Here is a 12,800-nt window from a genome sequence, read left to right on the forward strand (position 1 = left end):
CGAGTCGCAAGGCTCGTCTTACGTTGAGTGGGGGCATTCCATGAACAACCGCAGTTTCACCCAGTTGATCGAATTCGAAATTGAACCACGCCAGCAACCCGCATTGGTCACTGCACTATCGCTGCAGACCGAGCGTCTGGCTCAGCGTTACGACGGTTTCGTCAGCGCCAGTGTGCAGGCCAGCGATGACGGCCGGCGTGTGCTGAGTTTTCTGCAATGGCAGTCCCGCGAGGCGGGGGAGGCAGCATTTCGCAGCTTCGAGAGTGGCGAGCAGGATTTCTGGCAACTGATTCACACCCATCAGGCGAAAACCGTCACCTTCAATTCGTTCCAGGTGCTGAGCAGCATCGCCCGCAGTCACGACGATGCGCTGCACTGCAACCTGGTCGGCTAGATCGACAGCTGGATCAAGCGCTCGCCCTGCAGGTTTTCCGTGAGTCGCCGCTTGTTCACCGCCAGTTCACCGATCTTGATCAGCCGTGTACGCGTGACGTTGCGGCTCAAACCGAGCAATGCCGCGGTGTGCACCTGGTTGTAATGGCAAAAGCGATACGCCGCGCGTAACAAGGCGTCTTCGACTTTCTCGTGTAACGCGCCGGCCTGTTGCGCGAACAGTTTTTGGAAGGCCTGTTCCAGCAACGCCTCCGGTGAATCATCGGCACTGCTGTGATGATCGTCCGGGCGATCGATGCGCAGATTCGACAGGCGCAAGTCATCGCGCTCGATCACACCGTTGCGGCAGATCAGCAGGGTGTGGTGGATGACGTTTTCCAGCTCACGAATATTGCCCGGCCAACTGTAAGCACGCAGTTTGTGCTCAGCGCCGGGGCTGATGCTGACACGCCCGTAACCGAGACGTTGGCTGTAAGCCTCAATGAAATGGCGCGTGAGCGGCAGTATGTCGCCTGGACGGTCGCGCAGCGGGCTCAGTTCCAGATTGACCACGTTGAGGCGGTAATACAGATCCTCGCGGAAATGGCCGGCATTGATGGCTTTTTCCAGCTGCACGTTGGTCGCTGCCAGCACCCTTACATCGATGGGGATACTTTTACGCGAGCCCAGTCGCACCACTTCGCGCTCCTGCAAAACCCGCAACAACTTCACCTGAATCGCCATCGGCAGATCGCCGATCTCATCGAGAAACAAGGTGCCGCCGTCCGCTTCCTCGAACCATCCGGCCTTGGCGCTCAGCGCACCGGTGAACGCGCCTTTTTCATGACCGAACAATTCCGCTTCCACCAGCGATTCGGAAAACGCCCCGCAATTGACTGCGATAAACGGCCGGTGACGGCGGTTGCTGAGGTTATGAATATGCCGCGCCACCAGCTCTTTGCCAGTACCGGTCTCGCCGATGATCAGCACGCTCGCTTCACTCGGCGCGACCTGTTGCAAATGCTCGAGCAGGGCCTGGGATTTCGGATCTTCGAAGACCTGCGCGGTGGCGCGGATCGACGTGGCGAGCGCGGGGGAGGGCGGTAGGGTCAGCAGTTGCATGGACTCGTCCTTCTTTTTAGTTCAAATGCAGGCAGGTCAGGAATAGAAGGTCGGCACCGGCAGCGATTGATTCAGCGCCCAGTCGCCCAACTCATGGAGTTTGTAGTCCAGCGGGTCGTGCAGGGTTTGCGTGCGCAGGTTGCGCCAGTGGCGGTCGAGACGCAGGGAGGCATGAGTGGAGCGCGCTCCGGTCACTTCGAACAAACGGCTGCAAATCTCCAGGCCCTGACGGCTGGCGGCGACTTTGGCGGTGGCAATCGCGGTGGCGACACGACCACGCTCTTCGGCACTGAGATTTGCGCCTTTGGCCCAGGCCTCATCGAGCAGCGCCGCTGCGCGTTCGACCAACAGGCGAATGCCTTCCAGCGCCACCCAGAACTCGCCGTAATGCGCGAGCACGTACGGGTCTTCACGCACATCGCGCGCCGTGGATTTATGCCAAAGCCGGGTTTCACTAAGGGTGTATTGCCGGGCCTCTTCGAAAGCGCCTTCGGCAATCCCGAGAAACATATGCGTGAAAGTCAGTTGCGCGATCAATGGCCGTAAACAAGCGAACGGCGTACTCAGCGGACCTGGATCGAGGAGCAGTTCCGACTCTTCGACGCGTACTCGTTCAAACGTGGCGCTGCCGCTGTCGGTCTGACGCTGGCCGATGTTGTTCCAGTCGTTGTGCAGGGTGATGCCACTGCGTCCGCTGGGAATCGCCGCGATCAGCAACTTGCCGCCCGCGCTTTCATCGACCGCCGAAGCGATCAACATCTGTGAGTCGCTGGCGCCGGAACAGAAGCTTTTCTTCCCGGAAAACTCGCGCCAACCACCGAGATCCTTGACCACGGTGCGGGTGTCGAGCGGGTTCAGCGCGTTGCCCCAGAACCAGTTCTGCCGCGCGGTCTGTTCGAACCACGGCTGCCATTGTTCTGGCCGGGAAAACAGACGCACGGTGGCGAGCATCAAGTGATGAAAGCCGAACACGTGGGCGATCGAACTGTCGACCTTGGCGAATTCGCGAACGACTTGCAGGGTTTCGCTCCAGCTCGCGCCGAGGCCGCCGTAGCGGGTGGGAATGCTCAGAGCCAGCAGGCCACTGTCGCGCAGGGCATCACGCTCGGCCTTCGGCGTGCCACCACGTTCGTCACGCTCGACGGCAGTCAGGGCAAACTCGGCGGCCAGTTGGCGGGCGGTTTGCAACGGGGATAACAAAGTACTTTGCGGTTTGGCGGTCACACCAACACTCCTGAATTCACTCAGCCTGTGTAGGAGCTGACGCAGGCCCGAGCCTGCGGTAGCTCCTACACAGGGGATCCGGTTTACGCCGAGGCTTTTGTGGGCAACACATCATTGGCAATCATTTCGCCAAACGGCCCGGTCAGGTTGGTTACGCCACGTCCGGCCAGACTCGCGTAAGGCTCGGGCAGCAGCGGGAACACCAGCTCTGCAAAGCGGTAAGCCTCTTCCAGATGCGGATAACCGGAGAAGATGAAGCTTTCGATGCCCAGGTCCGCGTATTCCTTGATCCGCGCCGCCACTTGCTGCGGATCGCCGACCAATGCCGTACCCGCACCGCCGCGCACCAGACCGACGCCGGCCCACAGGTTAGGGGCAATTTCGAGGTTATCGCGACGGCCATCGTGCAATGCCGCCATGCGCCGCTGACCCTCGGAGTCGAACCGCGAGAAGGACTTCTGTGCAGCCTCGATGGTCTCGTCGCTGATGTGTTCGATCAGTTTGTCTGCGGCTTTCCAGGCCTCTTCGGCGGTCTCGCGCACGATCACATGCAAGCGGATGCCGAACTTCACCTTGCGTCCATGCCGCGCCGCGCGTTCGCGTACATCGGCGAGTTTTTCCGCGACGGCGGCCGGAGGCTCGCCCCAGGTCAGATAGACGTCGACCTGTTCGGCGGCCAGATCATGCGCGGCATCGGAGGAACCGCCGAAGTACAGCGGCGGATAGGGTTTCTGCACCGGCGGATACAGTGCTTTGGCGTTCTGCACCTTCAAATGCTTGCCGTCGAAATCCACCGCCTCGCCTTGCAACACGCGCCTCCAGATCCTCAGGAATTCATCGGTAACTTCATAGCGCTCGGCGTGACTGAGGAAACTGCCGTCGCCACGGTTTTCGTCCGGATCGCCGCCGGTCACCACGTTGATCAACAAGCGGCCGTTGGATAAGCGATCCAGAGTTGCCGCCATGCGCGCCGAGACCGTCGGCGAAATGATCCCCGGTCGGATCGCCACCAGATACCGCAGGCGTTCGGTCAGCGGCACCAGCGCCGAGGCGATCACCCACGAGTCCTCGCAGGAGCGCCCGGTGGGAATCAGCACGCCGTGGTAACCAAGGCTGTCGGCGGCCTGCGCCACTTGTTTCAAATAGTTGAGCGTGACCGGGCGCGCGCCTTGGGTGGTGCCCAGATAGTGGCCATCACCGTGGGTCGGCAGGAACCAGAAAACATCCATGAACGGCTCCTCAGGCGATTTTCAGCAAGGGTTTGATTTGCGTGGCGAACAGCGGCGCGGCGCGTTCGGCGGCCAGGCGGATACGCGCCTTCAACAGTTCGCTGGTGATCTGGTAATCGGCGAAGTCGGCTTCGGTGGCGTACACGCCGATCGGCAAAGTCATGGCCTGGAAGAAGCTGAACAGCGGCCGCAATTGGTGATCGAGCACCAGCGCATGGCGTTCGCTGCCGCCGGTAGCGGCGAGCAGCACCGGCGTGTCGATCAGTGCGTTGAGGTCGATCAGGTCGAACAGATGCTTGAGCAGGCCCGGATAAGAACCGCGATAAACCGGCGCGGCAACAATCAACAGATCGGCCTGTTCAATGGCCCGCAACTCGGCTTCAACCTCGGCACTGAGTTCCTGACGCGAAAGCGCGCCGCCGAGCGGGCGAGCGATATCACCGAGTTCGATCAAATGGCTTTCGATGGTCAAGTGCCCGGCCAGTTCGGCGAGCAAGGCTTGGGTCAGCACCAAAGTACGGGACGGACGCCAGGTGCCGCCGGAGAGGGCGACGACTTTCAGGGGACGCGACATGATCAGTTCCTTTTTTCAACAGTTGCTCAGCGAGAAGTGAGTAAGTCACCGGGTCTGAGCAAGCGCTGTACCAATTCCTGCAAGCCCCGGTTTACAAGGCGTTGAGCGTTAGTGTGGCGGTCGCCCCTGTGAGTAACGAGGCGCTTTGTTGAATCGGTGTTGGCTGAGCAACAGTTGCTGGAGCAACAGTGGTCAGCGCATGGATGAAGTTATAAAGGCTGTTTGTTATTCCGTAAAAGAACGTTAATCGATATTTATAGATCGTTAGGAGATATACGCCTACGCGTGTCGATTTCCTGATAGCCACTATTGAGAGCGTTGATTTCTGCGCGAGCATGCCCGGGCGTAGCCTTTGTCCATCGACTCCCATTGCTCGCCAGGACGCTCCCATGAATCGTTTACTGACTGTTTCCCTGTTACTCGCTGTCTCCGTACTCGCCGGTTGTGCCGGACACGTTTCACCGGAACTGCGCCCTTACACCGATGAAGAATCCCGCGAATTGGCGATGGAAACACTCAATCGCAGCGGCTTGTCCTTCGACGAATACCACGCGAAAAAAGCCCAATTGCTCGGTCAGACCCAGTTCGACAAAAAAGCGGAAATGAGTGCCGAACGTGCCGTACAGCTGCACGGTCGTCCTAGCTGAAAACAAACTGTACTGGTGGAAGTTTTACCCAACTGTCCGTGGGCTTGCCCGGCGGCGTGGGATAGGGTCAACACCTGAATGACCCTGATGGATTGCCTGCCATGAACCTCTCGCTTGACCTGCTGTTGGGCTTTGCCCTGTTTGCCCTTGTCACCTCGATTACACCTGGACCGAACAACACCATGTTGCTGGCTTCGGGGGTGAACTTCGGCTTCAACCGCACCATCCCGCACATGCTCGGGATTACTTGCGGCTTCTTTGTTCTGGTCGTGGCTGTGGGCTTTGGCCTCGGCGCGGTGTTTCAGAGCTATCCGATTCTTTATACGGTTCTGCGCTACGTCGGCGCGGCGTATCTGTTGTATCTGGCATGGAAAATTGCGCACTCGGGACCTGTCGGCGACAGTGCCGAAGGCAAGGCGAAGCCGATCAGCTACCTCGGCGCGGCCGCGTTTCAGTGGGTCAATCCCAAGGCGTGGATCATGGCCATCGGTGCCATCAGCACCTATACGCCGATGCAGGGTTATTTCACCAATGTCGTGGTGATTGCGGCGGTGTTCGCCATCATCAACCTGCCGAGTGTCGGCGTCTGGGCGGCCTGCGGTACGTTGTTGCGCAATGTGCTGAAGGATCCGCGCTGGTTGCGCGTGTTCAACTGGGGCATGGCGGCACTGTTGGTGATTTCGCTGTACCCGTTACTTCTCGAAAGCTTTAGCTGACGCATCGCTTCAACCGCAGGCCGGATGCCTGTTAAGCTCGACTTCAGGAGCGTTCCTACGCACTTTGAATGAAGTTGTTCTTCTTTAACGGCATCCGATCAGGTATTGATGACGCTCTCGAACCGACGCGCAGCTCACAAGGCTGCGCCGTACCGTTTGCAGACACGAGCCTCCTGATCCCGGAACACGCTCTGCGAGTCTTTTATGAACACACGTCCGTTGTATTTCGATTACGCCGCCACCACCCCGGTCGACGAGCGGGTCATCCAGGTGATGATCGAGTGTCTGGGGTTTCACGGTAACTTTGGCAACCCGGCTTCCAGCTCCCACGCGTTCGGCCAGCAGGCCCGACACACGGTCGAGCAGGCCCGCCGACAGGTCGCCGAACTGGTCGGCGCTCAGGCCGAACAGATCGTCTGGACCTCCGGTGCCACCGAGTCCAATAACCTTGCCCTTAAAGGTGTGGCCCAGGCGCGCGGCGTGTCCGGCGGCCACATCATCACCAGCCAGATCGAACACAAAGCCATCCTCGATACCGCCCGCCAATTGCAGGACGCCGGCATCGCCGTGACCTATCTGGTGCCGGACGCCGATGGCCTGATCACGCCGCAAGCGGTCAGTGAAGCCATGCGTGAAGACACCTTTCTGGTGTCGCTGATGCTGGTCAACAACGAGTTGGGCACCGTCAATGATGTTCAAGCGATTGGCGAAGTGGTGCGCAGTCGAGAAGCGTTGTTCCATGTCGATGCGGCGCAGGGTGCCGGCAAAGTGGCCATCGATCTGGGGCAATGGCCGGTGGATCTGATGTCGTTTTCCGCGCACAAACTTTACGGCCCCAAAGGCATCGGCGCGTTGTACGTCGGCCCGCGAGCGCAGCAGCGTTTACACGCGCAGATTCATGGCGGTGGTCACGAGGGCGGTTTGCGCTCCGGAACGTTGGCGACGCACCAGATTGCCGGAATGGGCGCCGCGTTTGCCTTGGCCGCCGAGGCGTTCGATGCCGAGAAAAAAACCATCGTCGCATTGCGTGAACAACTGCTCGAACAACTGCTCGGCCTGCCGGGCGTGCGCCTCAATGGCTGCGCGACTCAGCGCATACCGCACACCTTGAGCCTGACCTTCAGCGAAGGCGAATTCAACAGCGCGGCGTTGAGCCATTCGATCGCCTTTTCCGCGACCTCGGCCTGCAATTCGGCGAGTAACGCGCCGTCCCACGTGCTATTGGCGTTGGGGCATGACGCGTATCTGGCCGGTCGCACCATTCGCTTGAGCCTCGGCCGTTTCACCACCGCCGAAGATATCGACAAGGCCGTTCAGCTGATCAAGACCGCCTGCACCAGTGCTCCGGCATTCTGGGCGACAGGGCTTTAAACGAGCCGACCTAACGGCTACGAACAATAACGATGAAGTGATTAGCAGGAGACATGATGAGTACCCAGACCTCGACCGAAGGATCGGTGCCCCAGCGCCTGGCGCACACCCGTGAACTGATGCGCCGCGAAGGCATTCACGCACTGCTGGTGCCGTCCGCCGACCCGCATTTGTCGGAGTATCTTCCGGGTTACTGGCAGGGCCGGCAGTGGTTGTCGGGCTTCCATGGTTCGGTCGGGACGTTGATTGTCACCGCTGATTTCGCCGGTGTCTGGGCCGACAGTCGTTACTGGGAACAGGCGAGCAAGGAACTCAACGGCAGCGGCATCGAGCTGGTCAAGTTGCAACCGGGTCAACCGAGCCCGCTGGACTGGCTCGCCGAGCAGACACCGGAAGGTGGCGTGGTTGCGGTTGACGGTGCGGTGATGGCCGTGGCGTCGGCGCGTACGCTGAGCAGCAAACTGGAAGCACGTGGTGCACGACTGCGTACCGACATCGATCTGCTGCAGGAAGTCTGGAGCGATCGCCCGAGCCTGCCGAACGCACCGATTTATCAGCATCTGCCGCCGCAAGCGACCGTCAGCCGTGGCGAGAAACTCGCCAAGCTGCGCGAAACCTTGCAAGAGCGGGGGGCTGACTGGCATTTCATTGCCACCCTCGACGACATCGCCTGGCTGTTCAACCTGCGCGGTGGCGATGTGTCGTTCAACCCGGTGTTTGTTTCATTTGCGTTGATCGATCAACAGCAGGCCACATTGTTCGTGGCGCTGATCAAGGTCGACGCGGATTTACGCGCGGTACTGGAACAGGATGGCGTGACGCTGCGTGATTACAGCGAAGTCGCCGATGCCCTGCGCGCGGTGCCGAGTGGTGCGAGTCTGCTGGTGGACCCGGCGCGAGTGACCAGCGGTTTGCTGGATAACCTCGACAGCGGCGTGAAGCTGGTCGAAGGCTTGAACCCGACTACGCTGGCCAAGTCGCAGAAAAGTGAAGCCGATGCTCGGCACATTCGCCAAGCCATGGAGCAGGACGGTGCGGCGCTGTGCGAATTCTTCGCTTGGCTGGAATCGGCTTGGGGTCGCGAACGCATTACCGAATTGACCATCGACGAAAAGCTCACCGCTGCCCGTGAGCGTCGTCCGGATTATGTCTCACTGAGTTTCAACACCATTGCCGCGTTCAACGCCAATGGCGCGATGCCGCATTACCACGCGACCGAAGAAGAACACGCGGTGATCGAGGGTGACGGCTTGCTGCTGATCGACTCGGGTGGCCAATATTTGGGCGGCACCACGGACATTACGCGGATGGTGCCGGTGGGCACACCGACCGAAGAGCAGAAGCGCGATTGCACGCGCGTGTTGAAAGGCGTGATTGCGCTGTCGCGTGCACAGTTCCCGAAAGGCATTCTCTCGCCGCTGCTCGACGCCATTGCCCGCGCGCCGATCTGGGCCGACAGCGTGGATTACGGTCACGGCACTGGTCATGGCGTTGGCTATTTCCTCAACGTCCATGAAGGCCCACAGGTGATTGCCTATCAGGCCGCGCCTGCACCGCAAACGGCCATGCAGCCGGGGATGATCACCTCGATCGAGCCGGGCACTTACCGTCCGGGCCGTTGGGGTGTGCGCATCGAGAACCTGGCGATGAACCGCGAGGCGGGCAGCAGCGAATTCGGTGAGTTCCTCAAGTTTGAAACCTTGACGCTGTGCCCGATTGACACGCGTTGCCTGCTGCCAGCGCTGCTGACGGAGGAAGAGAAGCAGTGGTTCAACGACTATCACGCGCAAGTGCGTGAGCGCCTGAGCCCGTTGCTTGAAGGTGCTGCGCTGGAATGGCTGAACACCCGCACGGCTGCCATCTGACCGGTTGCCATTCAGGCGCTGTTATCAGCGCCTGAATGGTCGCTTAGCCTTGGCGCAAGGCTTCCTCAACAAAGTCGAGCCGATCCTGGCCGAAGAACAGCTGATTGCCGATAAACATACTGGGTGCCCCGAACACCCCGCGTTTAACCGCGGTCTCGGTGTTGTCCTTGAGTACGGCTTTGACGGACTCGTCGTTAGTCAGTGCCAGCACTTCAAGCGGATCGAAACCGTGTTCGCTCAGCACAGCGGCGACCGTCGCCGGTTCGTCCAGGCTGCGTCCTTCAACCCATAGCGCCGTGAACAGACAATCGATAAACGCCTCAAAGCGTTCTGGCTGACGCAACTGGATGCCAGTGACGGCACGCATCAACATCAGTGTGTTGATCGGGAAATGCGGATTGAATGTCAGCGGCACCCCATAGCGTTTCGCGTAGCGGTCCAGATCCTGAAACATATACCGACCCTTCGCCGGGATCATTGCCGGTGATGCGTTACCGGTTGCCTTGAAGACGCCACCCAGCAGCATCGGGATGTAGATCAGCTCGCTGTGCGTCTCAGCGCAAATCTTCGGCAGTTGGGTGTAGGCCAGATAGGTGGCAGGGCTGCCGAGGTCGAAATAGAACTCCACGATTTTCGTCATTTTCGCGTCTCTGTCGTTATTGTTATGGCAGGGTCTTACCAGCGTTCGTTCCAAGGGCGCAGATCCAGCTCAAACGTCCAGGCATCCCGTGGCTGACTGTGCAGATACCAGTAGTTCTCGGCGATGTGCTCGGGATTGAGGATGCCGTCCTGATCTTTGGTGGCGTACTTCTCGGGGAAACTGTTGCGAATGAAATCGGTGTCGATCGCACCATCGACCACCACATGGGCGACGTGGATGTTCATTGGCCCCAGTTCCCGCGCCATGCTTTGCGCCAGTGCGCGGATGCCGTGTTTGGCACCGGCGAAGGCGGCGAATCCGGAAGCGCCGCGAAGTCCCGCGGTGGCGCCGGTGAAAAGAATCGTGCCGCGATTGCGCGTGACCATGCGTTTGGCCACTTCACGGGCATTGAGGAATCCTGAGAAACAGGCCATCTCCCAGATCTTGAAATACTTGCGCGCGGTTTCCTCAAGAATGCTGCACGGCACATTGGCGCCGATATTGAACACAAAGGCTTCGATCGGCCCGAGGCGGGTTTCGATGTCTTCAATCAGGGCGATGACGTCTTCCTCCTTGCGCGCATCGCAAGCAAAGCCATGGGCTTCGCCGCCTTCAGCCATGATCGCGTCCACCAGCGGTTGCAGTTTGTCGGCGCTGCGTCGGGTAACGCAGGCGACGAATCCTTCTCTGGCAAAACGCTTGGCAATCGCTCCGCCCGTGGCATCGCCGGCGCCGACAACCAATACGACCTTCTTCTTATTCATGGGTGAATCCCTTTATTAAACGATCGTTAAGTGAACGAACGTTATGCTAGGATCCAGGCAACGTCAAGGCAGTCGATTCGAGGGCAAACACATGCGTTACTCCGCCAGTCACAAGCTGGAAACACGGGAAAAGCTACTGCAGAGCAGCGCGCTGTCAGCGAAGCGCTCCGGGTTTTCCACGGTGGGCGTCGATGGTTTGATGAAGGCTATTGGATTGAGTGGTGCGGCGTTCTACAGTCACTTTTCGTCAAAGGATGCGTTGTTCACCGCCATCGTCGAGCGAGAGTTGGGGCAAAGCCTTGAGCGACTGGGAGGCGAGGGCACGCAGGATCGTGAGCGACTGGCGCGCTGTCTCAAACACTATCTGAGCATGGCCCACGTAGAACAACCTGAGGCCGGTTGCGCGTTGCCGGCGCTGGGGGCAGAAATTGCCCGATCGGATGTGCAGGTGCGCGAACAGGCCGAGCTGTGGATTTGTCGGCTCCACGCGCGTTGGGCGCAGATACTGGAAAGCGAGACGCTGGCGTGGTCGGTGTTGTCGCAATGCGTCGGCGCATTGGTGGTGGCGCGCATGTTGGCTACGCCGGACGTTCAGCAAGCGGTGCTGAAGTCCAGCCATGAAGAGATCGGCCGGCAGATTGCCGGGCAGCGCTGATCTATTTACAGATAACGATCATACTGCGACTGGTGTAGCCCGCAGGATTGAGACCGAACGGGTAATCGCCGGGTTCTTCCACGGCGTCACCGGATTTGGCGATGACCTTGTAGCCTTTCGGCAAGCAGGCACTGGCGGCACTGGCGTAGCACTTGTCCCAGGAGGACGATAGCCCGGAGCAGTTGATGTGCAGCCCTTTTTTCCCGCGTTTTACCTGAGTTTCCGAAGTCGCCGCACAACCCGCAACAGCCAGTATGGCGATCAGTATCAAAATTCGTTTCATTACCGTCCTTATAGCGGCCACGAGTCTGACGCTCGGGTTTGCCTGTGTTCGCTTGCGCTTTAAGCGTTTTGAAGTCCCTGTCCGAAAAAATCCATGTCTGGCATTGGGTTACGGGTCTAAACATGGCCTAAATGCGCGCTAATTGCCAGACCTTCGTAAAAACCTCTCTCAATCAGCCGCGATGGCGGGTTTCGCAGCACTACCCATGGTCATGGTGGCGCCGACGGACGCCAGAATAATGCAGAGGATCGCCATCCATTGTGACAGTGTGAGGAATTCATGCAGAAACAGAAGGCCCGATAACGCTCCGAAGGCTGGTTCGATACTCATCAATGTGCCAAATGTGCGTGCCGGCAGGCGGGTGAGGGCGACCATCTCCAGTGTGTAGGGCAGGGCGGTGGACAGGATGGCGACGCCAATGGCAATCGGGATCAGCGAAGGGGTCAAAAGGGCTGCACCTGCATGCACGATGCCGATAGGGGCGACGAACAGTGCTGCGATCATTACCCCTAATGCTGCGGTCGTTACACCATTATCGGCACCAGCCTTCTGGCCGAACAGAATGTACAGCGCCCAGCAGACACCCGCTCCCAGTGCATACCCGGCGCCTGCCAGATCGATTCCAGCACTGGTTGCGCCTCTTGGAATCAGCAACATCAAGCCTGCGGCGGCCAAGGCGATCCAGAGAAAATCGATGGCACGGCGTGAGGCATAGATGGCCACGGCCAGTGGCCCGGTGAATTCGAGGGCAACGGCAATCCCCAGCGGTACGGTGCGCAACGACATATAGAAGAGGAAATTCATACCGCCCAGTGCCATCCCATAGACGATAACCGTGCGCAGTGACTTGGCGGTTAACCTGGCGCGCCATGGACGCAGTATCAACAGCATGATAACGCTGGCGAAGATCAGGCGCAGGGTGGTGGTTCCCTGAGCGCCAACGATAGGGAACATGCTTTTGGCCAGTGAGGCGCCGGACTGGATCGACGCCATGGCTATTAATAGCAGGCCAACCGGGAACAGCATTGAGGCAAGAGAGCGTGGCTGGTCATTCATTACGTGGCATCGTCCAAAGTGAGAGCAAAGCTTTATTGTTGGTGTTGGGCAATATACTGCGCACTCGATCGAGTTACGTCTATATAGAAGAGGCCTTTTTCAACTGATCGATAGAAAAGCTAAATTAACGGTTGACGGCAGATTTCAGATGTCTATAATTCGCCCCACTTCCGGCGCAGTCGAAACGGAAAACTCCTTGAGATTCAATGAGTTATGTAGGTTTCGACAGTAGGTTGCTTCAGTTCATCGAAGCCGAAAGGGAGTTGAAAAAGAGGTGTTGAC

14 protein-coding genes are annotated in these 12,800 nt (G+C 59.2%); 6 read left to right on the forward strand and 8 right to left on the reverse strand.

Annotation, left to right across the window (positions count from 1 at the left end; genetic code table 11):
- The first annotated feature begins 40 nt into the window (after nt 1-40).
- Entirely contained in the window at nt 41-394 is a 354-nt protein-coding gene (locus FGA82_RS13335; RefSeq protein WP_141127425.1) for an antibiotic biosynthesis monooxygenase, read from the forward strand.
- On the opposite strand, the gene FGA82_RS13340 is transcribed toward FGA82_RS13335, so the two are convergent.
- The 4 genes from FGA82_RS13340 to msuE all read right to left on the reverse strand — a co-directional run bounded on the left by FGA82_RS13340 (nt 391) and on the right by msuE (nt 4,521).
- The gene (locus FGA82_RS13340) at nt 391-1,494 is read right to left on the reverse strand and encodes a sigma-54 interaction domain-containing protein (protein ID WP_141127426.1); all 1,104 of its coding nucleotides are present in this window, start codon (nt 1,492-1,494) and stop codon (nt 391-393) included. The two genes, FGA82_RS13335 and FGA82_RS13340, sit on opposite strands and share 4 nt — an antisense overlap.
- A gap of 36 nt (nt 1,495-1,530) precedes the next feature.
- A complete protein-coding gene (locus tag FGA82_RS13345; protein WP_141127427.1) occupies nt 1,531-2,718 on the reverse strand; it encodes an acyl-CoA dehydrogenase family protein in 1,188 nt (395 codons plus the stop codon).
- A gap of 83 nt (nt 2,719-2,801) precedes the next feature.
- Entirely contained in the window at nt 2,802-3,947 is a 1,146-nt protein-coding gene (gene ssuD / locus FGA82_RS13350; protein ID WP_141127428.1) for an FMNH2-dependent alkanesulfonate monooxygenase, read from the reverse strand.
- A 10-nt stretch (nt 3,948-3,957) separates the two neighbouring features.
- Nucleotides 3,958-4,521 carry an FMN reductase gene (msuE, locus tag FGA82_RS13355; RefSeq protein WP_141127429.1) on the reverse strand — a complete coding sequence of 188 codons (564 nt, stop codon included), beginning with the start codon at nt 4,519-4,521 and terminating at the stop codon, nt 3,958-3,960.
- A 389-nt stretch (nt 4,522-4,910) separates the two neighbouring features.
- On the opposite strand from msuE, the gene FGA82_RS13360 reads away from it, so the two are divergent.
- The 4 genes from FGA82_RS13360 to FGA82_RS13375 all read left to right on the forward strand — a co-directional run bounded on the left by FGA82_RS13360 (nt 4,911) and on the right by FGA82_RS13375 (nt 9,120).
- Nucleotides 4,911-5,168, forward strand: coding sequence for a hypothetical protein (locus FGA82_RS13360; RefSeq protein ID WP_141127430.1), 258 nt, complete (start codon nt 4,911-4,913; stop codon nt 5,166-5,168).
- A gap of 101 nt (nt 5,169-5,269) precedes the next feature.
- The gene (locus FGA82_RS13365) at nt 5,270-5,884 is read left to right on the forward strand and encodes a LysE family translocator (RefSeq protein ID WP_141127431.1); all 615 of its coding nucleotides are present in this window, start codon (nt 5,270-5,272) and stop codon (nt 5,882-5,884) included.
- 204 nt (nt 5,885-6,088) lie between these two features.
- Entirely contained in the window at nt 6,089-7,255 is a 1,167-nt protein-coding gene (locus FGA82_RS13370; protein WP_141127432.1) for an aminotransferase class V-fold PLP-dependent enzyme, read from the forward strand.
- 56 nt (nt 7,256-7,311) lie between these two features.
- Nucleotides 7,312-9,120 (forward strand): aminopeptidase P family protein, encoded by a 1,809-nt coding sequence (locus FGA82_RS13375; RefSeq protein WP_141127433.1) that lies wholly within the window; start codon nt 7,312-7,314, stop codon nt 9,118-9,120.
- 43 nt (nt 9,121-9,163) lie between these two features.
- Here the strand turns inward: FGA82_RS13375 and FGA82_RS13380 are convergent, their stop codons facing one another.
- Together FGA82_RS13380 and FGA82_RS13385 are read right to left on the reverse strand one after the other, a co-directional pair.
- Nucleotides 9,164-9,760, reverse strand: a complete 597-nt coding sequence (locus FGA82_RS13380) for a 2-hydroxychromene-2-carboxylate isomerase (RefSeq protein ID WP_141127434.1) — start codon at nt 9,758-9,760, stop codon at nt 9,164-9,166.
- A 35-nt stretch (nt 9,761-9,795) separates the two neighbouring features.
- Entirely contained in the window at nt 9,796-10,524 is a 729-nt protein-coding gene (locus tag FGA82_RS13385; protein WP_141127435.1) for an SDR family oxidoreductase, read from the reverse strand.
- Between the two features lie 91 nt (nt 10,525-10,615).
- Here FGA82_RS13385 and FGA82_RS13390 point away from each other — a divergent pair, with 91 nt between their 5' ends.
- Nucleotides 10,616-11,179: a TetR/AcrR family transcriptional regulator gene (locus FGA82_RS13390; RefSeq protein ID WP_141127436.1), complete on the forward strand. Its 564-nt coding sequence runs from the start codon at nt 10,616-10,618 to the stop codon at nt 11,177-11,179.
- 1 nt (nt 11,180) lies between these two features.
- Here the strand turns inward: FGA82_RS13390 and FGA82_RS13395 are convergent, their stop codons facing one another.
- Both FGA82_RS13395 and rhtA read right to left on the reverse strand, forming a co-directional pair.
- Nucleotides 11,181-11,462: a hypothetical protein gene (locus FGA82_RS13395; protein ID WP_095120409.1), complete on the reverse strand. Its 282-nt coding sequence runs from the start codon at nt 11,460-11,462 to the stop codon at nt 11,181-11,183.
- Nucleotides 11,463-11,630: 168 nt separating this feature from the next.
- A complete protein-coding gene (rhtA, locus tag FGA82_RS13400; RefSeq protein WP_141127437.1) occupies nt 11,631-12,518 on the reverse strand; it encodes a threonine/homoserine exporter RhtA in 888 nt (295 codons plus the stop codon).
- Between the last annotated feature and the right edge of the window lie 282 nt (nt 12,519-12,800).

This window comes from Pseudomonas fluorescens (assembly GCF_005938625.1).
GTDB lineage: Bacteria > Pseudomonadota > Gammaproteobacteria > Pseudomonadales > Pseudomonadaceae > Aquipseudomonas > Aquipseudomonas fluorescens_BD.

Excerpts from the sequence above, each read along its gene's own strand:
- FGA82_RS13360 (WP_141127430.1), top strand. The coding sequence starts at position 4,911 with ATGAATCGTTTACTGACTGTTTCCCTGTTACTCGCTGTCTCCGTACTC.
- FGA82_RS13335 (WP_141127425.1), top strand. The coding sequence starts at position 41 with ATGAACAACCGCAGTTTCACCCAGTTGATCGAATTCGAAATTGAACCA.
- rhtA (WP_141127437.1), bottom strand. The coding sequence starts at position 12,518 with ATGAATGACCAGCCACGCTCTCTTGCCTCAATGCTGTTCCCGGTTGGC.
- msuE (WP_141127429.1), bottom strand. The coding sequence starts at position 4,521 with ATGTCGCGTCCCCTGAAAGTCGTCGCCCTCTCCGGCGGCACCTGGCGT.
- FGA82_RS13385 (WP_141127435.1), bottom strand. The coding sequence starts at position 10,524 with ATGAATAAGAAGAAGGTCGTATTGGTTGTCGGCGCCGGCGATGCCACG.
- FGA82_RS13380 (WP_141127434.1), bottom strand. The coding sequence starts at position 9,760 with ATGACGAAAATCGTGGAGTTCTATTTCGACCTCGGCAGCCCTGCCACC.
- FGA82_RS13365 (WP_141127431.1), top strand. The coding sequence starts at position 5,270 with ATGAACCTCTCGCTTGACCTGCTGTTGGGCTTTGCCCTGTTTGCCCTT.
- ssuD (WP_141127428.1), bottom strand. The coding sequence starts at position 3,947 with ATGGATGTTTTCTGGTTCCTGCCGACCCACGGTGATGGCCACTATCTG.
- FGA82_RS13340 (WP_141127426.1), bottom strand. The coding sequence starts at position 1,494 with ATGCAACTGCTGACCCTACCGCCCTCCCCCGCGCTCGCCACGTCGATC.
- FGA82_RS13390 (WP_141127436.1), top strand. The coding sequence starts at position 10,616 with ATGCGTTACTCCGCCAGTCACAAGCTGGAAACACGGGAAAAGCTACTG.
- FGA82_RS13395 (WP_095120409.1), bottom strand. The coding sequence starts at position 11,462 with ATGAAACGAATTTTGATACTGATCGCCATACTGGCTGTTGCGGGTTGT.
- FGA82_RS13370 (WP_141127432.1), top strand. The coding sequence starts at position 6,089 with ATGAACACACGTCCGTTGTATTTCGATTACGCCGCCACCACCCCGGTC.
- FGA82_RS13375 (WP_141127433.1), top strand. The coding sequence starts at position 7,312 with ATGAGTACCCAGACCTCGACCGAAGGATCGGTGCCCCAGCGCCTGGCG.